General features: G+C 44.6%; 22 protein-coding genes. 21 read left to right on the top strand and 1 reads right to left on the bottom strand.

What is annotated here, in order from left to right:
* Window positions 1-4: 4 nt before the first annotated feature.
* The 13 genes from rplO (at window position 5) to B5F53_RS09260 (ending at window position 8,946) form a co-directional block, all read left to right on the top strand.
* Window positions 5-445: a 50S ribosomal protein L15 gene (rplO, locus tag B5F53_RS09200; RefSeq protein WP_087222617.1), complete on the top strand. Its 441-nt coding sequence runs from the start codon at window positions 5-7 to the stop codon at window positions 443-445.
* Window positions 445-1,761 carry a preprotein translocase subunit SecY gene (secY, locus tag B5F53_RS09205; protein ID WP_087222619.1) on the top strand — a complete coding sequence of 439 codons (1,317 nt, stop codon included), beginning with the start codon at window positions 445-447 and terminating at the stop codon, window positions 1,759-1,761. The genes rplO and secY overlap by 1 nt, the downstream gene beginning before the upstream one ends.
* Window positions 1,762-1,854: 93 nt before the next feature.
* Window positions 1,855-2,499 (top strand): adenylate kinase, encoded by a 645-nt coding sequence (locus B5F53_RS09210; RefSeq protein WP_087222621.1) that lies wholly within the window; start codon window positions 1,855-1,857, stop codon window positions 2,497-2,499.
* Window positions 2,500-2,547: 48 nt separating this feature from the next.
* Window positions 2,548-3,306, top strand: coding sequence for a type I methionyl aminopeptidase (gene map / locus B5F53_RS09215; protein ID WP_087222623.1), 759 nt, complete (start codon window positions 2,548-2,550; stop codon window positions 3,304-3,306).
* Between the two features lie 25 nt (window positions 3,307-3,331).
* Complete coding sequence (gene infA / locus B5F53_RS09220) at window positions 3,332-3,550, top strand: translation initiation factor IF-1 (RefSeq protein ID WP_087222625.1); 219 nt, start codon at window positions 3,332-3,334, stop codon at window positions 3,548-3,550.
* A gap of 108 nt (window positions 3,551-3,658) precedes the next feature.
* Window positions 3,659-3,772, top strand: coding sequence for a 50S ribosomal protein L36 (rpmJ, locus tag B5F53_RS09225; RefSeq protein ID WP_003497809.1), 114 nt, complete (start codon window positions 3,659-3,661; stop codon window positions 3,770-3,772).
* A 338-nt stretch (window positions 3,773-4,110) separates the two neighbouring features.
* Window positions 4,111-4,479: a 30S ribosomal protein S13 gene (gene rpsM / locus B5F53_RS09230; RefSeq protein ID WP_087222627.1), complete on the top strand. Its 369-nt coding sequence runs from the start codon at window positions 4,111-4,113 to the stop codon at window positions 4,477-4,479.
* A 45-nt stretch (window positions 4,480-4,524) separates the two neighbouring features.
* Window positions 4,525-4,917, top strand: a complete 393-nt coding sequence (gene rpsK, locus B5F53_RS09235; protein WP_087222629.1) for a 30S ribosomal protein S11 — start codon at window positions 4,525-4,527, stop codon at window positions 4,915-4,917.
* A gap of 17 nt (window positions 4,918-4,934) precedes the next feature.
* Entirely contained in the window at window positions 4,935-5,528 is a 594-nt protein-coding gene (gene rpsD / locus B5F53_RS09240; protein WP_087222631.1) for a 30S ribosomal protein S4, read from the top strand.
* 66 nt (window positions 5,529-5,594) lie between these two features.
* A complete protein-coding gene (locus B5F53_RS09245; protein WP_087222633.1) occupies window positions 5,595-6,554 on the top strand; it encodes a DNA-directed RNA polymerase subunit alpha in 960 nt (319 codons plus the stop codon).
* A gap of 104 nt (window positions 6,555-6,658) precedes the next feature.
* Entirely contained in the window at window positions 6,659-7,195 is a 537-nt protein-coding gene (locus B5F53_RS09250) for a bL17 family ribosomal protein (RefSeq protein WP_087222635.1), read from the top strand.
* A 118-nt stretch (window positions 7,196-7,313) separates the two neighbouring features.
* A complete protein-coding gene (locus B5F53_RS09255; RefSeq protein WP_087222637.1) occupies window positions 7,314-8,564 on the top strand; it encodes an aminopeptidase P family protein in 1,251 nt (416 codons plus the stop codon).
* Between the two features lie 88 nt (window positions 8,565-8,652).
* Window positions 8,653-8,946, top strand: coding sequence for a helix-turn-helix domain-containing protein (locus B5F53_RS09260; RefSeq protein WP_242970281.1), 294 nt, complete (start codon window positions 8,653-8,655; stop codon window positions 8,944-8,946).
* A gap of 117 nt (window positions 8,947-9,063) precedes the next feature.
* On the opposite strand, the gene ymfI is transcribed toward B5F53_RS09260, so the two are convergent.
* A complete protein-coding gene (gene ymfI / locus B5F53_RS09265) occupies window positions 9,064-9,798 on the bottom strand; it encodes an elongation factor P 5-aminopentanone reductase (protein ID WP_087222639.1) in 735 nt (244 codons plus the stop codon).
* A gap of 163 nt (window positions 9,799-9,961) precedes the next feature.
* Between ymfI and B5F53_RS09270 the strand changes: the two genes are divergently transcribed.
* The 8 genes from B5F53_RS09270 to B5F53_RS09305 all read left to right on the top strand — a co-directional run bounded on the left by B5F53_RS09270 (window position 9,962) and on the right by B5F53_RS09305 (window position 20,203).
* Window positions 9,962-10,867 carry a diacylglycerol/lipid kinase family protein gene (locus B5F53_RS09270; RefSeq protein WP_087222641.1) on the top strand — a complete coding sequence of 302 codons (906 nt, stop codon included), beginning with the start codon at window positions 9,962-9,964 and terminating at the stop codon, window positions 10,865-10,867.
* Window positions 10,868-10,891: 24 nt separating this feature from the next.
* Window positions 10,892-13,006: a glutamine synthetase III family protein gene (locus B5F53_RS09275; RefSeq protein ID WP_087222643.1), complete on the top strand. Its 2,115-nt coding sequence runs from the start codon at window positions 10,892-10,894 to the stop codon at window positions 13,004-13,006.
* Window positions 13,007-13,091: 85 nt separating this feature from the next.
* The gene (locus tag B5F53_RS09280) at window positions 13,092-14,012 is read left to right on the top strand and encodes an AAA family ATPase (protein WP_087222645.1); all 921 of its coding nucleotides are present in this window, start codon (window positions 13,092-13,094) and stop codon (window positions 14,010-14,012) included.
* An 85-nt stretch (window positions 14,013-14,097) separates the two neighbouring features.
* Window positions 14,098-15,825: a nitric oxide reductase activation protein gene (locus B5F53_RS09285; protein ID WP_087222793.1), complete on the top strand. Its 1,728-nt coding sequence runs from the start codon at window positions 14,098-14,100 to the stop codon at window positions 15,823-15,825.
* A 187-nt stretch (window positions 15,826-16,012) separates the two neighbouring features.
* Window positions 16,013-17,101, top strand: coding sequence for a PucR family transcriptional regulator (locus B5F53_RS09290; RefSeq protein ID WP_087222647.1), 1,089 nt, complete (start codon window positions 16,013-16,015; stop codon window positions 17,099-17,101).
* 153 nt (window positions 17,102-17,254) lie between these two features.
* Window positions 17,255-17,941, top strand: a complete 687-nt coding sequence (ftsE, locus tag B5F53_RS09295) for a cell division ATP-binding protein FtsE (protein ID WP_087222649.1) — start codon at window positions 17,255-17,257, stop codon at window positions 17,939-17,941.
* On the top strand, window positions 17,931-18,836 hold the full coding sequence (gene ftsX / locus B5F53_RS09300) for a permease-like cell division protein FtsX (RefSeq protein WP_087222651.1): 906 nt from the start codon (window positions 17,931-17,933) through the stop codon (window positions 18,834-18,836). The genes ftsE and ftsX overlap by 11 nt, the downstream gene beginning before the upstream one ends.
* Before the next feature lie 149 nt (window positions 18,837-18,985).
* Window positions 18,986-20,203, top strand: a complete 1,218-nt coding sequence (locus tag B5F53_RS09305; protein ID WP_087222653.1) for a S41 family peptidase — start codon at window positions 18,986-18,988, stop codon at window positions 20,201-20,203.
* Window positions 20,204-20,221: the final 18 nt, after the last annotated feature.

Below are 20,221 nucleotides of genomic sequence, written 5' to 3' on the forward strand. Positions count from 1 at the left end.
CCACATGGATTTATCAAACTTAAGACCGGCAGAAGGTTCTAAGCACAGCAATAATTTCAGAAGAGGCCGTGGCCATGGTTCCGGTAACGGAAAGACCGCTGGTAAAGGACATAAAGGACAGTTAGCACGTTCCGGCGCTAAGAAGGCAGGATTTGAAGGCGGTCAGATGCCTTTATACAGACGTATCCCGAAGAGAGGTTTCACAAACCGCAACTCCAAGGATATTGTTGCAATTAACGTCAGCGTGCTGGAGAGATTTGAAGACGGAACAGAAGTAACTGTAGAAAAACTTCTGGAAAGCGGAGCAATCTCTCATGCAAGAGATGGTGTTAAGATCCTCGGAAACGGTGATCTGACAAAGAAGCTGAATGTGAAAGTAAACGCCTTCAGCGAAAGTGCGAAAGCAAAAATTGAAGCAGCGGGTGGAACAGTTGAGGTGATTTAATGTTTGAGACTCTTCAGAACGTAGTTAAATTAAAAGACATTCGCCGAAAACTGTTGTATGTAGTCTGGATGATTCTGGTGATCCGTATCGGTTCCAATATGCCGATTCCGGGAGTTGACACTTCCGAAATCCAGAACTGGTTTGCAAGCCAGTCCTCGGATGCATTTAACTTTTTTGATGCATTCACCGGCGGATCTTTCACCCAGATGTCCATACTGGCATTAAACATCACGCCATACATTACATCTTCCATCATTATGCAGCTTTTAACCATTGCTATTCCCAAACTGGAAGAGCTGCATAAAGACGGCGAAGAAGGCAGAAAGAAAATTACAGCAATTACCCGTTACCTGACAATTGGTCTTTCTCTGTTTGAGTCTACCGCAATGTGCATCGGATTCGGACGCTCCAATTTAATTCCGGATATGAACTTCGGAAAAGGAATTGTAGTTGTTGCCTGCCTGACAGCAGGTTCCGGATTCCTGATGTGGATGGGCGAACGTATTACAGAAAAAGGAATCGGAAACGGTACATCCATTGTTCTGACTATCAACATTGTTTCCAGAATTCCAAACGACTTTGTACGTTTATATGAAAACTTTGTACAGGGAAAAACCATTGCCAAAGGAACTCTGGCAGCCGTCATTATTATTGCAGTTGTAATTTTAGTAACTGTTTTTGTATTAATTCTCAACGGCGCACAGAGAAAAATTCCGGTACAGTATTCCAAGAAGATGGTAGGCCGTAAGATGATGGGAGGGCAGTCCAGCTCTATTCCGTTAAAAGTGAATACAGCAGGCGTTATTCCTATTATTTTTGCTTCATCCATTATGTCTTTCCCTACGATTATTGCAACATTTATGGGAAAAACAGGAGGAACCGGTATTGGAGGAGAGATTTTAAACACGCTGTCTTCCAGCAACTGGTGTGATCCAAGCAGGCCTGTTTATTCACTGGGACTTTTGATTTATGTGGTACTGGTAGTATTCTTTGCATATTTTTATACTTCCATTACCTTTAACCCGCTGGAAATTGCTGATAATATCAAAAAGCAGGGAGGCTTTATTCCGGGAATCCGTCCTGGAAAACCAACCAGCGATTATTTGACAAAAATCTTAAATTATATTATTTTTATAGGTGCTACAGGTCTTATCATTGTAGCCGTAATTCCATTTTTCTTTAATGGAGTATTCGGTGCGGACGTATCATTTGGAGGAACTTCCCTCATCATTATTGTAGGGGTTATTCTGGATACAATTAAACAGATTGAATCTCAGATGCTGGTTCGCAACTACAAGGGATTCCTGAACAGCTAAGGAAACAGTCTAGGATAAGGTTGTGGCAGATGCCGCAACCTTGCTTTGCTAAAAATGAAAACATTTTTAGCCACAAGTGGGAGGTATTATTTTATGAGATTAATTATGTTGGGTGCACCAGGTGCAGGAAAAGGAACACAGGCTAAGAAAATCGCTGAAAAATACAGCATTCCTCATATCTCTACAGGAGATATTTTCCGTGCCAATATTAAAAACGGAACAGAACTTGGAAAAAAAGCAAAAACTTACATGGATCAGGGACTCTTGGTTCCTGATGAGCTGGTCTGCGACTTAGTTGTGGATCGGGTGGGTCAGCCGGACTGCGAAAAAGGATATGTTCTGGACGGATTTCCGAGAACCATTCCTCAGGCAGAGAGTCTGGATGCCGCTTTAAAAGCAGTGGGAAGCAAAATTGATTATGCCATTGACGTGGATGTCCCCGATGAAAATATCATCAGCCGGATGTCAGGAAGACGTGCCTGCTTAAAATGCGGCGCTACTTATCATTTAAAATATGCAGCTCCCAAAAAAGAAGGCGTTTGTGATACCTGCGGAGAAGCCCTGGTTCTCAGAGAAGATGATAAACCGGAAACGGTTCAGAAACGTCTGAATGTCTACCATGAGCAGACCCAGCCTTTAATTGATTATTATACAAAGGCAGAAATTTTAGTGACCGTAGACGGAACGAAAGACATGGAAGAAGTCTTCCAGGCAATCACAGAGATTTTAGATAAATAACAGGAAAAGTCAGATTATAAGCGTAAATGGCAGGATGGAGTGAAAGAAATGTCGGTGTCGATAAAAACAGAAAAAGAAATAGAGCTTATGAGAAAAGCCGGTGAACTGCTGGAACAGGTGCACAATGAACTGGCTCAGTATATTAAACCGGGAGTTTCTACCTGGGAAGTAAACAAGGTGGGAGAGAAGCTGATTCGGGAATTAGGATGCATTCCCAATTTTCTGAATTACAACGGATTTCCGGCATCTTTTTGTATCAGTTTAAATGATGAAGTGGTTCATGGAATTCCTTCCAAGGAGAAGATTATCCGCGACGGAGATCTGGTGAAAGTGGATGCAGGCCTGATTTATAAAGGTTACCATTCCGATGCAGCCAGAACTTATGCGGTAGGCGAGGTAACTCCGGAAGCGAAACAGCTTATGGATGTGACCAGACAGTGCTTCTTTGAAGGTTTAAAATATGCAAAAGCAGGAAATCATTTAAATGATATTTCTTCTGCGATTGGCGCTTATGCAGAGAAATTCGGATATGGAGTTGTCCGCGATCTGGTTGGACATGGAATCGGCACCCATCTCCATGAAGATCCGCAGATCCCCAATTTCGCACAGAAACGCAGAGGGATTCGTCTGATGGCAGGCATGACCTTTGCCATTGAGCCTATGATCAACATCGGGCGTCCCGATGTGGCATGGCTGGATGATGACTGGACCGTTGTAACAGAAGATGGTTCTCTTTCAGCTCATTACGAGAATACCGTTTTGATAACAGACGGGGAACCGGAGCTCTTAACGCTCAGCAGTAAATAGTTAGCAGAGACATTGGAGGTTAAATATGTCGAAAGCAGATGTAATAGAAGTGGAAGGCACGGTATTGGAGAAACTGCCAAATGCCATGTTTAGAGTAGAACTGGAAAATAAACATGTGGTACTGGCACATATCAGCGGAAAACTTCGTATGAATTTTATCCGTATCCTGCCAGGAGATAAGGTTACCATTGAACTTTCTCCCTACGATTTGACAAAAGGCAGAATTATCTGGCGTGATAAATAAAGAAGAAAAATGTAAAAAGATACTTGCAATTTCTGCGCGTAAATGCTAGAATATAATCCGAGCGTTTACGCGTAGCATTTTGATTCAGGAATGGAAGGAGGATTTCCAGTGAAAGTAAGGTCATCTGTAAAACCGATTTGCGAAAAATGCAAAATTATCAAAAGAAAAGGAAGTATCAGAGTAATCTGTGAAAATCCGAAACACAAACAGCGTCAGGGTTAAGAACCATCCGGCTGTTTGGAACAGAAACGTGCGGCTGCAGTGCGGAACACCAGGAAACGTTGTTCCGGACTGTTTAAAATAATGTAAGAGGAGAAATCTTCTTATTTTATAAGATATTGCCTAATACCGAGAGGGCAATGACTGGCCTCTGGCCAACAGATAGCGCAGCTATCGCTCGGAAAGGCCGGATTTTCCGGCTGGGTGTTTACCGAGACACCCCAATTAGGAACAATATTAACGAAGGCCAAAGAAGAGAGATACCCCATTTCACCGCGTGCTTTTTGCACCGTGGTATCCGAATCGGGCGGCTTTCTGCAGAAAATGGAGGAAATAATTACATGGCTCGTATCGCTGGTGTAGACTTACCAAGAGACAAACGTGTAGAAATCGGTCTTACCTATATCTATGGAATTGGAAGATCAAGCGCAACAAAGATTGTGGAACAGGCTGGAGTAAATCCAGATACCCGTGTCAGAGATCTGACTGACGAAGAAGTTAATAAAATGCGTGAAATTATTGATGAAACCATGATGGTGGAAGGTGATTTAAGAAGAGAAATCGCTCTGAACATCAAGAGACTTCAGGAAATTGGATGCTATCGCGGAATCCGTCACAGAAAAGGACTTCCTGTTCGTGGACAGAAGACAAAGACAAACGCAAGAACACGCAAAGGTCCTAAGAGAACGGTAGCGAATAAGAAAAAATAAGTAACTTAAAATTCGATTAAAAGGAAAGTGTAGGTTAGTTTTAAAATGGCAAAAGTGACTAAGAAAACGACAAAACGTCGTGTCAAGAAAAACGTTGAACGCGGACAGGCACATATCCAGTCTTCTTTTAACAATACCATTGTTACATTGACAGATACAGAAGGAAACGCTCTTTCATGGGCAAGTGCCGGTGGTCTGGGATTTAGAGGTTCAAGGAAATCTACTCCTTATGCAGCACAGATGGCAGCAGAGACAGCAACAAAGGCTGCATTAGTGCATGGCTTAAAAACAGTTGATGTTATGGTAAAGGGACCTGGTTCCGGACGTGAAGCAGCAATTCGTGCCCTTCAGGCATGCGGTCTTGAAGTAACCAGTATCCGTGACGTAACTCCGGTTCCGCATAACGGATGTCGTCCACCAAAACGTAGAAGAGTTTAATTAGGAGGTAGCTTACCATGGCAGTAAATAGAGTGCCTGTTCTGAAAAGATGCAGATCTCTTGGTCTGGATCCGATCTATTTAGGAATTGATAAAAAGTCCACAAGACAGTTAAAACGTGCGAACCGTAAAGTATCTGAATACGGACTTCAGTTAAGAGAAAAACAGAAAGCAAAATTCATTTACGGAGTACTGGAAAAACCTTTCCGTAACTACTATAAGAAAGCCGACAGAATGAAAGGCCAGACAGGTGAAAACCTGATGGTTATGCTGGAAACCCGTCTGGACAACGTAGTATTCCGTATGGGATTCGCAAGAACCAGAAGAGAAGCAAGACAGATCGTTGACCACAAACATGTAATGGTAAACGGAAAATGTGTAAACATTCCGTCTTACCTGATCAAAGCCGGCGATGTGATCGAAATCAAAGAAAAATGCAAAGGTTCTGAAAGATATAAGAGCATTCTGGAAACCACCGGCGGAAGATTAGTTCCGGAATGGCTGGATGTGGATCAGGAAGCTTTAAGAGGAACTGTAAAAGAACTTCCAACCAGAGAAATGATTGATGTACCAGTAGACGAAATGCTTATCGTCGAATTGTATTCTAAATAATTTCATCTAATTTAAAGAATAGATACCCTCAAACAATGATGAACCCAGAAGGAGGGAAACTAATAAGTGTTTGATTTTAATAAACCTAAAATTGAGATCACTGAAATTTCTGATGATAAAAGATATGGCAGGTTTGTCGTAGAACCTCTGGAAAGAGGTTATGGTACTACTCTGGGCAACTCCCTGAGAAGAATCATGCTTTCTTCTCTTCCGGGAGCAGCCGTAAGCCAGGTGAAAATTGACGGAGTGCTTCATGAGTTCAGTTCAATCCCTGGTGTAAAAGAAGATGTAACAGAAATTATTATGAATCTGAAAAGCCTGGCAATTAAGAATCACAGCAGTGACAACGAGCCGAAGACCGCATACATTGAATGCGAAGGCAAGGGAGTTGTAACGGCTGCTGATATTCAGGCGGATCAGGATATAGAGATTATGAATCCGGATCAGGTAATTGCCACATTAAACGGCGGAAAAGACTGCCGTCTTACTATGGAACTGACAATTACCAAAGGACGCGGCTACGTAAGTGCAGACAAGGGAAAATCAGACGACATGCCAATCGGCGTTATCGCTGTGGACGCTATCTACACACCGGTTGACCGTGTGAATCTTACGGTTGAGAACACCCGTGTGGGACAGATTACCGATTACGATAAACTGACTCTGGATGTTTACACCAACGGTACTCTGGATCCGGACGAGGCAGTCAGCCTTGCGGCAAAGGTATTAAGCGAGCATTTAAGCCTGTTTATCGACCTTTCCGAAAATGCGAAGACTGCGGAAGTTATGATTGAGAAAGAGGACAATGAGAAAGAAAAAGTTCTGGAAATGAGCATCGATGAACTGGAACTTTCCGTTCGTTCTTATAACTGTCTGAAGAGAGCCGGAATTAATACTGTGGAAGAACTTTGCAACCGTACTTCCGACGATATGATGAAGGTTCGTAACTTAGGACGGAAATCCTTAGAAGAAGTTCTTGCAAAATTAAAAGAACTGGGGCTTCAGTTACAGCCTACAGAAGAATAATGCCACGGGCAGACTGCCTGTGAGAATGAGGGTGGGGCGCCAAAGCAGACTGGCAGTAAGACCGAACAAGCATGTCAGCCTGTCCCACAGATGGAGGAAAAATCATGGCAAAATATAGAAAATTAAGCAGAACATCTGCACAGAGAAAAGCTTTATTAAGAAGCCAGGTAACAGCTCTTTTATACCATGGAAAGATTGTTACTACAGAAGCAAAAGCAAAAGAAATCCGTAAAATCGCTGACGGCGTAATCGCTATGGCAGTTCGCGAGATGGACAACTTTGAAACAGTAACCGTAACTGCAAAAGTTCCGAAAAAGGACGCAGACGGAAAAAGAGTAAAAGAAGTTGTTGACGGAAAGAAGAAAACGGTATATGATGAAGTACAGAAGGAAATCAAAAAAGACGCTCCTTCCAGACTTCATGCAAGACGTCAGATGATGAAAATTTTCTATCCGGTGAAAGAAGTACCTGCAAAAGGCGCCGGAAGAAAGAAAAACACCAAAGACGTTGATATGGTTAAGAAAATGTTTGAAGAAGTTGCACCGAAATATGTGGGACGTAACGGCGGTTATACCAGAATCGTAAAGATTGGACCACGTAAAGGCGATGCAGCTATGGAAGTATTAGTTGAATTAGTTTAAGGGCCCAGGGGGACTGTCCATGTGACGGTTCCCTTTTAATATTACAGGGAAATCCCGGAGGACAGTCCGGCTGTAAGGGAGATAAGCCATAAATATATTGTAGTAGGAGGAATATTGGATGGTTAGTAAAGAATTTCATGCCTCAAGACGGGCGAAATACAAAGAACTGTTAAAGGATAATTCTGTGGGGTTCCTTTTTTCCGGAATTGAGAAGGAAGATCGGGGAGATCAGCTTTTCCCCTTTACGCCCTATGCCAACTTTTATTACTTAACGGGCTTTTCCTATCCGAAAGCCATATTTATGGCCGTGAAAGTCGGCGGCAGATACAGAGAAACCTTATTTATTGACCATCCCGATGAGACGAAGGCCAGATGGCTGGGAGTGGTATATACCAAAGAAAGCGTCAGAGAAGAGACAGGGATTGAATGTGTAGAATATCTGGAACGGTTTGAGGAGAGTCTTCCTTTTGCAGGAAGAAGAAATGAGATTGAGAATCTGTATGTGGATATTGCAAACTGGGAAGAGCCTCTGGGAAACAATCAGGCTCAGAAATTTGCAGCGAAGGTTTTAAAGAGCTACCCTTACCTCCATGTGTACAACACTTTTCAGAAACTGGCTTTGATTCGTCAGGTGAAATCAAAAGAAGAGATTGCTCTTCACAGAAAAGCATGTGAAATTACCCGAAAAGGCGTGGAAAATATTCTGAGTCATCTGGAGCCGGGGATGCATGAATACGAAGCGGAAGCGTATTTTGATTATACCCTGAAGGCAAACCACGCCCGCCACGCCTTCCCAACCATAGCCGCATCAGGAAAAAACGCATGCATTATGCATTATGTTGCAAACGACAGGAAGATGAAAGATGAGGATCTGATTCTCTTTGACCTGGGGGCAGAATGGGGCTATTATGCTTCAGACGTAAGCCGTACCTATCCGGTGGGCGGAACCTTTACCTCCCTGCAGAAGAAGCTGTATAATGTGGTTTTAAAAGGACTGGAGGCGGCCATCGCCCACACAAGGCCGGGACAGCCGAAAAACGAACTGCAGAATATCAGCAAAAGGGTCATGGCAGAAGAATTGATAAAAATCGGCATGATTCAGAAACCGGAAGAGATTCAGAAGTATTATTTCCACAGCTCCGGACATTATATCGGTCTTTATACCCATGACGTGGGCAACGATGAGGCCGCATTAGAGCCGGATATGATGTTTACGCTGGAGCCGGGACTTTATTTTGATGAACTGGGAATCGGAATTCGTATAGAAGATACGATTCTGGTAACAGAAGACGGCTGCGAGGTACTGACTGCCTCAATTCCAAAGACCATTGAGGAGATCGAAGCCTTCCTGAAAAAAAAGAAAAAATAATTTGAAATTTTTTGTAATTTTTCCCTGTGTATTACGTTTACTATATATAAGTAAGAAAATGAGGAAATCGAAAAGCGGGGGAAATCAGGTGTATGATTCAAAAATCATAGGAGAACGTATTCAGACTCTGTGTCAGGATGGAAGCATAAGTTACTATACCTTGTCTTACCGTGCCGCGATTCCCATTTCTACGCTGATGCGAATCATAAATGGTACTACGGAAAATCCGGGGATCTTTACTGTTGCAAAAATCTGTTCCGGGTTGAAGGTATCGCTGAGTGAATTTTTCAATACGCAGGAATTTGAAGAAATACGGGAGAGGGAAAAATATAACAGAATTTACGGACTGGGACAGAAAAAGGAAGACTCCCTTTGCAATTAAAAGTTTCACGAAACAGAAGCGCCAGTGGACAAAAAACCTTTCAGGCCATATAATTTTAGTAACCTGAAAGGAGTGACTGTCTGCCGGCGCTTTTTTGTGTAATAGGAAATTGTTCAATCAGAACCATCCCCCGTCAATCTGTACAATCTGGCCGGTGAGGTAGGTCTGCTCTGCCACGAGGGTGTAGACCAGGGCAGCGATTTCCTCCGGCTTCGCCAGACGTCCATAGGGAATTTCCTCTTTAAGCAGATCCAGGGTTTCCTGGCTGAGACAGCGACTCATATCGGTATCCACGGCTCCGCAGGCCACGGCATTTACCCGGATATGGCTGGGAGCCAGTTCTTTGGCCAGGGAACGGGTAAAACCGTTAATTCCCCCTTTACTGGCGGAATAAATGGTTTCGCAGGCGCTTCCCACATTTCCCCAGATAGAAGAAACATTTACAATGGCGCCCTGATGATTTTTCAGAAAATGGGGAACGGCCTGGCGGGAACACAGGAAGACGGAAGTTAAATTGGTCTGAATCACCCGGTTCCACTCTGCGGCAGTAACATCCTGCAGAAGTCCGTAGGAGGCGATTCCCGCATTATTTACCAGGGCGTTCAGAGTTATCCCCTGTTCTTCTATCATTTGAAAAAGAGCTTTTACATAAGATTCTTCTCCCACATCTCCCAGAGAGGTAAAGCAGGAGACAGAATACTGTTCTTCTAATTCTGTTTTTAAAGTTTCCAGAAGATCCTTTCTTTCCAGACAATTGGCAATGACATTCCAGCCCCGGGAAGCGAAACAGCAGGCGCAGGCCCGGCCGATGCCCCGGGAGGCCCCGGTAATCAAAACATATTTCTGAGTCATAGTAATTCCTCCTTCTATCCAGAACTTTCCTTAGTATACAGGAGAGAAAACGGGAGCACAAGGGCTTTTAAGGAAAAGGGGCTGCAAGTTTTTTCTTGCGTCATTGGTGGCGCCGTAGTAAAATAAAAGGAAATATGCAATCATTTGTCGTGGGAGGTTTCATATGAGTAAACGGCTTTTGTTTCTGTTTAATCCCAGATCCGGCAAAGGGCTGATAAAAAATAAGCTGATGGATATTGTGGATATTTTTGTCAAACACGAATATGAGGTAATTGTTTATCCGACACAGAAAGCCCAGGATGCCTATGAAAAGGCAAAGGAGTATATTAATCAGGTGGATTTGATTGTCTGCAGCGGCGGAGACGGCACGCTGGACGAGGTAGTCACCGGCATTGCGGAGATGGAAAGCGAGAAGCCAATTGGGTATATTCCCGCCGGAAGTACCAATGATTTCGCCCACAGTCTGTTTATCCCCAAGAATATGATAAAGGCTGCGGAAATGATCATGGAGGAAAATTTATACCACTGTGATATAGGGAAGTTTAATACCCAGACCTTTGCGTATATTGCCGCTTTCGGACTGTTTACGGACGTAGCTTATCAAACGGATCAGGATCTGAAAAATATTCTGGGGCATGTGGCCTATGTACTGGAAGGAATGAAACGGATCTTTGAAATCAAATCTTATCATATGCTGGTCTATGTGGAGGATCAGGTCATAGAGGATGATTTTATCTATGGAATGATTACCAATTCCCGTTCCGTGGGAGGATTTAAACATCTGACCGGAAAGAATGTGGATATGAACGACGGCTTATTTGAGGTGACTCTGATTACCAGACCGAAGAATCCTCTGGAACTGCAGGAAATGCTTGCTTCTGTTTTAAAAGCGGAAGACCATACAGACCGGATCCATTCTTTTAAGGCAAGCAAACTGAGAATTGAGGCTCAGGAAAGCGTCCCCTGGACGCTGGACGGAGAATACGGAGGAGAACATCAGAACGTTCAGATTGAAAACCGTCACCGGGCCTTAAATATTTATTTAGGAAAGAAACAAAAAGGAATATAAAACCAAGGGAAAAAGGAGATTATTATGAGTGAATACGTAAATGTTGCTGAAATTTTCGGATGTGACGTTTTTAACGATTCGGTGATGCAGGAGCGTCTTCCCAAGAAGACTTACAAAGAACTGAAAAAAACCATTGAAGAAGGAAGAGAACTGTCTTTGGAAGTGGCAGATGTTGTGGCTCATGAAATGAAAGAGTGGGCAATCGAAAAGGGAGCTACCCATTATTCTCACTGGTTCCAGCCATTAACCGGAGTTACGGCAGAAAAGCATGACGCATTTATCTCGGCTCCTATGGAGAACGGCAAGGTTCTCATGTCTTTTTCCGGCAAAGAATTAATTAAGGGAGAATCGGATGCTTCCTCTTTTCCCTCCGGGGGCTTAAGAGCCACCTTTGAAGCCAGAGGATATACAGCCTGGGACTGTACGTCACCGGCTTTCGTACGCCACGATGCGGCAGGAGGAATCCTGTGTATCCCCACAGCTTTCTGTTCTTATACCGGAGAGGCTCTGGATCAGAAAACCCCTCTGCTGCGTTCCATGGAGGCCATTAATACCCAGGCCCTCCGTCTGATCCGCCTGTTTGGAAATACCACTTCCAAAAAAGTAACCCCGTCTGTGGGTTCCGAACAGGAATACTTTTTAATCAGCAAAGAAAAATGGCTTCAGAGAAAAGACCTGATTTATACAGGCAGAACTCTGTTCGGCGCCATGCCGCCCAAGGGCCAGGAGATGGATGACCATTACATGGGAGCTGTCCGTCAGCATGTGGGCGCCTATATGAAGGATGTCAATGAAGAGCTGTGGAGACTGGGGGTTTCCGCAAAGACGCAGCACAACGAAGTAGCGCCGTCCCAGCATGAGCTGGCGCCTATTTATTCCCAGGCCAATATTGCCGTGGACCACAACCAGATTACCATGCGGATCCTAAAGAAGGTGGCCAGCCGCCACAATATGCACTGCCTCCTTCACGAAAAACCTTTTGCGGGCGTCAACGGTTCCGGTAAACACAACAACTGGTCTCTGACAACCGACGACGGGATTAATCTTCTGGATCCGGGAGAAACTCCTCATCAGAATATCCAGTTCCTTCTGGTTCTGACCTGTCTGTTAAAAGCAGTGGATCGTCATGCGGATTTATTAAGAGAATCCGCCTCCGACGTGGGCAATGACCACCGGCTGGGCGGACATGAAGCGCCCCCTGCAATTATCTCTGTATTTTTAGGGGAACAGTTAGAAGACGTGCTGGAACAGCTGATTCGTACCGGAATGGCCACCAGAAGCAAACAGGAGACGCCTTTGTCCACCAGAGTAAAGACCATACCGGAAATTATGAAAGACGTTACCGACAGGAACCGGACTTCACCTTTTGCATTTACAGGAAATAAATTCGAGTTCCGTATGGTGGGTTCCCAGGATTCCATTGCGCCCTGCAACATTGTATTAAATACCATGGCGGCAGAGGCATTTAAAGAAGCCTGTGATATTCTGGAAAAGGCAGACGACTTTGAAATGGCGGTTCATGACCTGATTAAAGATTATGCCATTGATCATCAGAGAATCGTATTTAACGGAAATGCATACGCACCGGAGTGGGAAAAAGAGGCGAAGCGCAGAGGACTGCCCAATCTTCCCACCATGGTAGATGCGATTCCGGCTCTCACCACGGAAAAAGCAGTGAAACTCTTTGAAACTTTCGGGGTATTTACCAAAGCAGAACTGGAATCCCGTGCAGAAATTCAGTATGAAATTTATGCCAAGGAAATGAACATTGAGGCCAGAACCATGATTGATATGGCTACGAAGCAGATTATTCCTGCAGTTATTCATTATACGACAGTACTTGCAAAATCCATTAACGAGATCCGTGCGGTGGGCGTGTACGATGTGAGCGTGCAGACAGATCTTCTGCAGCAGTGTACCAAGTATCTGAAAGCTGCAAAAACGGCCATGAACAAGCTGAAAAAACTGGCAGACCAGGCTTCTGCCATGGAAGAAGGAAGAGACAGAGCTGTTTTCTATAAAGAGAAAATCCGGCCGGCAATGGATGAACTGAGAAAACCGGTGGATGAACTGGAAATGATTGTAGATAAGGAGATGTGGCCGATGCCTTCTTACGGAGATTTGATTTTTGAAGGATAATGAGAGGCCGTCATAGACTGAAAAAGAAATAGCGCCGGTGTATACCGGCGCTATACAGCGTTTCGGCAATAGAAGGGAGTAAATCATGAAAGAAGAATTGCTTTTTTTGAAAGAACAAGACGTGGATGCCGGTCTGATTGAAGCTGTGGAAGAGTTTTCCGGGAAATATCCTGTGCCGGAGCAGGCGGCCGGCAGAATTGTAAAACCGGCCATTCCTTTTTACGGAAAAGAGATTCTGGAGATGGCCATCGCTGCTTTGCTGAAAGGGGAGAATCTTTTGTTGGCAGGCCCAAAGGCCACAGGAAAAAATATTTTAGCGGAAAATCTGGCCTATATTTTCCACAGACCTACCTATAATGTATCTTTTCATGTAAATACCAACAGCGGCGACCTGATTGGAACAGACACCTTCCGCAACAACGAGGTGGAACTGAGAAAGGGAAGTATTTATCAGTGCGCAGAAAACGGCGGTTTTGGTATTCTGGATGAGATTAACATGGCCAAAAACGATGCCGTCTCCGTTTTGCATGCCACTTTGGATTACCGGCGGTCCATTGATGTGCCGGGATACGAGAAAATTGAACTTCACCCGGCGGCGCGTTTTATCGGGACAATGAATTACGGTTATGCGGGAACGAAAGAGTTAAACGAAGCCCTTGTTTCCCGGTTCCTGGTCATAGATATGCCGTCCCAGAGTGAGGAAACGCTCCGGTTTATTTTTGACAAAATGTTCCCCAACGCCAGAAAAGAGGCAGTGGATCAGTTTATCGGTCTGTTTCTGGATCTGCAGTTAAAAGCCGAAAACAGCGAGATTTCGACCAAGTCTCTGGATCTTCGGGGACTTCTGGCGGCCATGAGAATTGTGGAGACAGGGCTTAGCCCGCTGGCGGCTGTACGCATGGGGATTGTAAATAAAACCTTTGATGTGTTTGAGAAAGAAATTATTGAAGATGTGGTAATGACCCGGATTCCGGAAAACTGGACAAAGGATGAAGTTTATGCATAAGCCCAGAGAACTGTATGGAAACGGAGGGATAGAGCCCCCCGAAGAAGGGTTCCGGGAAGATTATGAACTGGAACTGCAGAATCGTATGAAAAATCTCCTCTGGACAGTCAGCGGAGATTATAAACTGGAGATGAAAGCGGATTTGGCGGCTTTTCGCCGTTCCAAATACATTGCCCTGTATGACAGCATAAAACAGGGAGCCTTTGCCAGGTATTACGACAAAGAGCTGATGGGGCTGTATCTGGTAAAGAAAGTTTTTCTCCAGGCGGACGAGGTCAGTCTGACTGCCCTGGCCCAGCTCTGTATTGAAGAAGCGGTGGGAGGAAAACTGGAGCAGGAACGCCCGGGAGTAAGAAACGTCCGGAACAAAGCCTTAAGAGATCTGATGGATCTGGAGTTTGAAAGAATGTCCATGACCACACTTGGCAGGCTGCGGGCGGCTGTTTTCCAGGAAGCGCTCAGGGGTACGTATCCGGTGGAAAAGCGGATTGACAACTGGCGCAGACAGGTGTATCAGTGCCGGGAAACAGAAGATACCATGGAACTGATCCGAATCATAGATTCGCTGTATAATCAGATTATAGATCCGAAATTCGAACAGGTTCACGGCGGACTAAAGAGCGTGCTGGCCGTGACTATGCAGGAGCTGGCAGAATATGACTGGCAGGATTTTCTTACAGAGGAACTGTATGAGGAGGCTCTGGAAGAATATGTGAAGCAGCTCACAGAGAGAATGACGGATCTGGATGATAAAGCCGGGAAAGAAGAGGAGAAAAAAGAGCAGCAGGTACAGAAAAAAATTACGGTCATCTCCCCTGAGCTTCTGGAAAAGTCCCATACCTATGTGGAACTGAATTATGGGAAAAGCTACCTTTCTCCCACAGAGGAAAAGCGGCTGAATCATCTGCTGTGCAGGGATATTCACAGCGACTGCAGTCTTTACTTTACCGAAGGAATTCTGAAAAATCCGGTAAAAAGAAATTATCAGTTAGAATATGCCAAACGTTTAAAAAGCAAGAACATCTTTCTCTATCATGATAAGCACCGGATTGTAAAAAGAAATATCTATGTTCTGACAGAGATTCTGAGAAAAGCCATGGTGTTGAGAAATGAGACAGTGGAAGTGCTGTCAGATTCGGGAAACATCGTGCCTTCCCGGCTCTGGAGAGTGGGAAGAAGTCAGGACGCCCGGCTTTTTACCAGGGAACTGAAAGGGGATACGGCAGACTTCGTAGTGGATGTGCTCATTGACGCCAGCGGTTCCCAGATGAGCCGCCAGGGAGATGTGGCCCTGCAGGGATATATCATCAGCGAGGCTCTCAGCAATGTGGAGATTCCCCACCGGGTAATGAGCTTTTGTACCTTCTGGGATTATACCATCTTACAGCGTTTCCGGGAATATGACGATGACAGAAAGGAAAACGCCAATCTGTTTAATTATGTAACTTCTTCCAATAACCGGGACGGACTGGCCATTAAGGCGACGGGTTACGGGCTGCTGCAAAGGGAAGAAGAAAAGAAGATTCTGATCGTCTTAAGCGACGGAAGGCCCTATGATGTCATTGTAAACCGACCCAACGCCAGAAATCCCAAACCCTATCAGGGGGAGTATGCCGTCCGGGATACGGGGCATGAAATCAGGAAACTGAGAAACCTGGGCGTAAGCGTTCTGGGAGTCTTTGCAGGAGAAGAAAAAGATCTGAAAACAGAGAAAAAAATCTTTGGAAAGGACTTTGCCTATATCCGGGACATTGCCGGTTTTTCCAGGATTGTGGGGAGGTACCTGACAAAACAATTAGAAGAAGACGTCTGAAGACAGATAAGAAAAAGACATATCTTTGTAAAAAATGGGAGAAAACTCACATATTTTTGTGAGTTTTTTCTCTTTTCCTCTTTCATTTTTGGGCACTTTGTATTAAAATAACATTGGGTATGTAACTTTTTATGGGGGAAAAGAAAGAGAAACATATACTTAACATTGAGAAGGGATTGAGAAGAGGATGATATCAAACCAGGTATTGCAAAATACACTAGAAGGCCTTAAGGAAATATCCAGAACAGAGTTTTGTGTTATTGATACAGAAGGTAAGGTGCTTGCCTCCACCTTCACGGATGCAGTTATGAACCCGTCAGACGTACAGGCATTCGCAGAATCACAGGCAGACAGTCAGGTGATTAAGGGCTATCAGTACTTTAAAGTATGCGACGACTATCAGCTGGAATACATTCTTGTGGTACACGGAGAAGATGAAGATACCTACATGGTGGGCAAACTGGCTGCTTTTCAGATTCAGAATTTAATCATTGCTTATAAAGAACGATTTGACAAAGACAGCTTTATCAAAAATCTGTTATTGGACAATCTTCTTTTGGTTGATATTTATAACCGGGCCAAAAAGCTTCACATTGAGGCAGACGTACGCCGCACTGTTCTGATTCTGGAAACTCAGCAGGAAAAAGATTATAACTCCATAGAAAGTGTAAAAGCGCTGTTTGGAGGAAAGAGCAAAGACTTCATTACGGCCGTAGATGAAAAAAGCATTATTATCGTAAAAGAAATGGCAGAGGGCGAGAGCTATGAAGAGCTGGATAAACTGGCTCATACCATTTTAGATACTCTGGGTCTGGATCACCAGGCAGGGGTGCATATTGCATACGGAACCATTGTTCAGGAGTTAAAGGAAGTGTCCCGTTCTTATAAAGAGGCCAGAATGGCTCTGGATGTGGGCAAGATTTTCTTTGGAGAAAGGGAAGTCATCGCATACAGTTCCCTGGGAATCGGCCGTCTGATTTACCAGCTTCCCATACCGCTGTGTAAGATGTTTATCAAAGAAATCTTTGAGAACAAATCTCCCGATGATTTTGATGAGGAGACACTGGTTACCATTGATAAATTTTTTGAGAACAGCTTAAATGTTTCTGAGACTTCCAGGCAATTGTATATTCACAGAAATACACTGGTATACAGACTGGATAAGCTGCAGAAGAGCACAGGACTGGATTTGCGTGTGTTCGAGGATGCAATCACCTTTAAGATTGCCCTGATGGTAGTACGCTATATGAAATATATGGAAACTCTGGAGTATTAAGAAAAAGAATCGCCAGTACGGCAGCCATGCTGTACTGGTTTTTTTCTGCTGCTTCAGAAAGGTGTTGCATTTCTGAAAAAATATGTTACAATATTGTTACGTAAAAATTAAAAAGTAAAAACGCAACCGATGAGATAGATAGAGGAGGATACTATGATTGATTTAGAAAATGTCAGCATGGCATATACAGATAAGGGAATGCCGGCTGTCAGCCATGCCAATCTCCATGTGAATAAAGGCGAGTTTATTTTCGTAGTGGGAAGCAGCGGATCCGGAAAATCCACCCTGATTAAACTGCTTCTAAAGGAACTGGATTCCACAGCCGGAAAAATCACAGTAAACGGACAGGTTCTGGAAGGGATGAAACACCGTAAAGTAGCCAAATACCGCCGTAAGATCGGCGTGGTATTCCAGGATTTCCGTCTTCTGAAAGACAGAAACGTATATGAAAATGTGGCGTTTGCCCAGCGTGTAATAGGAAGACCCACCAGAGTTATTAAAAAACGGGTACCGGAAGTTTTAATGGAAGTAGGTCTGGGAGGCAAGTATAAAAAACGGGTAACAGAGCTCTCCGGCGGAGAGCAGCAGAGAGTGGCCCTGGCCCGCGCCCTGGTCAACCGTCCGGACATTTTGCTAGCAGACGAGCCTACCGGTAACCTGGATCCTCATACTTCTCAGGAAATTATGAAGCTTTTAGAGCAGATTAATAACCGGGGAACTACCGTCTTAGTTGTTACCCATGACCGGGAAATCGTAAATTCTATGAAGAAGCGGGTAGTAACCATGAAAGACGGCTCCATAGTAAACGACGAGAAGGAAGGGGAATATTATGAGAATTAGTACGATTTGGTATACATTTAAGCAGGGATTTAAAAATATTAAAAGGAACTGGACCTTTTCCCTGGCTTCTGTGATTACCATGGCCGCCTGCATTTTTTTATTCGGAATCTTTTATTCCATTATTAACAATGTGAATCACATTGCCCAGAGAATCGAGCAGGACGTACCGGTAACGGTATTCTTTGAAGAGGGAACCACAGAGGAGCAGATGCAGCAGACAGGAGCCGAGATTGAACAGAGGCCGGAGGTGGCCCGTACAGAGTTCATCTCTGCAGACGCAGCCTGGGAGGAATTTAAAGACTTATATTTCCAGGGTTCCGAGGCGGCGGAAGGATTTAAAGATGACAACCCGCTGGCCAATTCCGCCAGTTACCGGGTCTATGTGAATGAGATTGAAAAACAGGCGGAGCTTGTGGAATACATAGAGACACTGCCGAATGTACGATCTGTGGAGCAGTCGGAAACGGCGGCCCAGACCCTGGGATCTTTCAATAAACTGGTGTCTTACGTATCCATCGCGATTATTGTGATCTTACTGATTGTTTCTGTTTTCTTAATCGGAAATACGGTTTCTATGGGTATTTCCGTAAGGAAAGAAGAAATCGCGATTATGAAGATGATTGGAGCTACGGATTTCTTCGTCCGGGCGCCGTTCCTTCTGGAAGGAATGATTCTGGGATTCATCGGAGCTGCCATTCCTCTGGTGGGACTGTACTTCGGCTACGGAAAAGCTGTGGAATATGTGCTGAACAAATTTAATGTTTTAACAGGTGTTGTGGATTTTATTCCGGTAGGTGAGATATATATGGTATTAGTGCCTGTAGGACTGATTCTGGCCATGGGCATCGGTCTGCTGGGAAGTACGGTAATCGTGCGGAAGCACCTGCGTGTGTAAACTTTTAAGGCGTCTGGCCGTCCCCGGGTTCGGGGAGGCAGGCGCCTTTTATTGTAATAACCGTCGGAATGAGGCTGTTTTCAGAGGATTGCATTATTTTAAGCGGGCGTGTATACTTTATATCATTATAAAGCAGCAAAGGAGAGACTATGGACGATTTCAAGAAGAAACCACAGCAGAGGAAAGGATTCTGGCGCGGCTTCCTGACCGGGGCGGTTGTGATTGCGCTGGCAGGGGGGCTGTTCTCACAGGCCAGGGCCACAGGATTCTTTGGTCTGACAGAAACCAATGTGTTAAGTGATCCCAGACACCAGGAGAAGCTTAAGACTCTGGAAGGGATGATTGATAAGTATTATCTGGAAGAGAAGGAAGAGGAAGAGCTGGCGGAAGGAATTTATACTGGTTTGATTTACGGCCTGGATGATCCCTATTCCCGATACTATACAGCCGAGGAGTTTGAAGAGGCAATGAAAGAGACTCAGGGAAGCTATGTGGGAATCGGAGCCCTGATGTCTCAGAGTAAAGACGGCGTTGTTACCATAAACGAATGTTATGAAGGCTCCACCGCAAAGGAGGCAGGGGTGCAGGCCGGCGATCTCCTGCTGAAAGTAGACGGGCAGGATGTACAGGAGATGGAACTTACTCAGATTGTTGCCCTGATTCGGGAGAAAGAAGATCAGACAGTTCTGCTGACCATTGAACGGGATGGGAAGGAGCAGGAAATTCCGGTGCCGGTATCGGAGGTGGAACTGACCTATGTAACCGGAGAGATGCTGCAGGATCAGACAGGATATGTAAAAATCACGGAGTTTGCCGATGTCTCATATAAACAGTATGAGAAAGTAATGGAGACATTAAAAGAACAGGGAATGAAACGGCTGATTATCGATCTCCGGGATAATCCCGGCGGACTGATGACCTCTGTCTGCGATATATTAAATGAGATTCTTCCCAAAGGACTGATTGTCTATACAGAAGACAAATACGGAAACCGGGAAGAGGAATGGGCAGACGGGGAAAATTCCTTTGACTATCCCCTGGCGGTTCTGGTCAATGAAAACAGCGCAAGTGCCTCTGAGATATTCGCAGGAGCCGTCAAAGACTACCAGGTGGGAACCCTTGTGGGCACCACCACCTATGGAAAGGGAATCGTACAGGAAACCAGACAGTTAGAAGACGGCAGCGCAATCAAACTTACCACCGCCAAATATTATACTCCAAATGGAAATAATATTCATGAAGTGGGTATTCAGCCGGATGTTGTATCAGAGCTTTCTGAAGAAGCCCGGGAGCAGGCGGAGCTTACGAAAGAAGATACTCAGCTTCAGAAAGCGATTGAAATTCTGCTTGCAGATCCGAAAGGATAAAGGTATACTAAGGTTATG

Origin of the sequence: Blautia sp. An249 (genome assembly GCF_002159835.1) — a bacterium.
In the GTDB taxonomy this organism is placed as follows: domain Bacteria; phylum Bacillota; class Clostridia; order Lachnospirales; family Lachnospiraceae; genus Blautia_A; species Blautia_A avistercoris.

What these genes read in the sequence shown, in the direction of transcription:
- rplO (WP_087222617.1), top strand. Translation starts at nt 5, where the DNA reads ATGGATTTATCAAACTTAAGACCGGCAGAAGGTTCTAAGCACAGCAAT.
- secY (WP_087222619.1), top strand. Translation starts at nt 445, where the DNA reads ATGTTTGAGACTCTTCAGAACGTAGTTAAATTAAAAGACATTCGCCGA.
- B5F53_RS09210 (WP_087222621.1), top strand. Translation starts at nt 1,855, where the DNA reads ATGAGATTAATTATGTTGGGTGCACCAGGTGCAGGAAAAGGAACACAG.
- map (WP_087222623.1), top strand. Translation starts at nt 2,548, where the DNA reads ATGTCGGTGTCGATAAAAACAGAAAAAGAAATAGAGCTTATGAGAAAA.
- infA (WP_087222625.1), top strand. Translation starts at nt 3,332, where the DNA reads ATGTCGAAAGCAGATGTAATAGAAGTGGAAGGCACGGTATTGGAGAAA.
- rpsM (WP_087222627.1), top strand. Translation starts at nt 4,111, where the DNA reads ATGGCTCGTATCGCTGGTGTAGACTTACCAAGAGACAAACGTGTAGAA.
- rpsK (WP_087222629.1), top strand. Translation starts at nt 4,525, where the DNA reads ATGGCAAAAGTGACTAAGAAAACGACAAAACGTCGTGTCAAGAAAAAC.
- rpsD (WP_087222631.1), top strand. Translation starts at nt 4,935, where the DNA reads ATGGCAGTAAATAGAGTGCCTGTTCTGAAAAGATGCAGATCTCTTGGT.
- B5F53_RS09250 (WP_087222635.1), top strand. Translation starts at nt 6,659, where the DNA reads ATGGCAAAATATAGAAAATTAAGCAGAACATCTGCACAGAGAAAAGCT.
- B5F53_RS09255 (WP_087222637.1), top strand. Translation starts at nt 7,314, where the DNA reads ATGGTTAGTAAAGAATTTCATGCCTCAAGACGGGCGAAATACAAAGAA.
- ymfI (WP_087222639.1), bottom strand. Translation starts at nt 9,798, where the DNA reads ATGACTCAGAAATATGTTTTGATTACCGGGGCCTCCCGGGGCATCGGC.
- B5F53_RS09270 (WP_087222641.1), top strand. Translation starts at nt 9,962, where the DNA reads ATGAGTAAACGGCTTTTGTTTCTGTTTAATCCCAGATCCGGCAAAGGG.
- B5F53_RS09275 (WP_087222643.1), top strand. Translation starts at nt 10,892, where the DNA reads ATGAGTGAATACGTAAATGTTGCTGAAATTTTCGGATGTGACGTTTTT.
- B5F53_RS09280 (WP_087222645.1), top strand. Translation starts at nt 13,092, where the DNA reads ATGAAAGAAGAATTGCTTTTTTTGAAAGAACAAGACGTGGATGCCGGT.
- B5F53_RS09285 (WP_087222793.1), top strand. Translation starts at nt 14,098, where the DNA reads ATGAAAAATCTCCTCTGGACAGTCAGCGGAGATTATAAACTGGAGATG.
- B5F53_RS09290 (WP_087222647.1), top strand. Translation starts at nt 16,013, where the DNA reads ATGATATCAAACCAGGTATTGCAAAATACACTAGAAGGCCTTAAGGAA.
- ftsE (WP_087222649.1), top strand. Translation starts at nt 17,255, where the DNA reads ATGATTGATTTAGAAAATGTCAGCATGGCATATACAGATAAGGGAATG.
- ftsX (WP_087222651.1), top strand. Translation starts at nt 17,931, where the DNA reads ATGAGAATTAGTACGATTTGGTATACATTTAAGCAGGGATTTAAAAAT.
- B5F53_RS09305 (WP_087222653.1), top strand. Translation starts at nt 18,986, where the DNA reads ATGGACGATTTCAAGAAGAAACCACAGCAGAGGAAAGGATTCTGGCGC.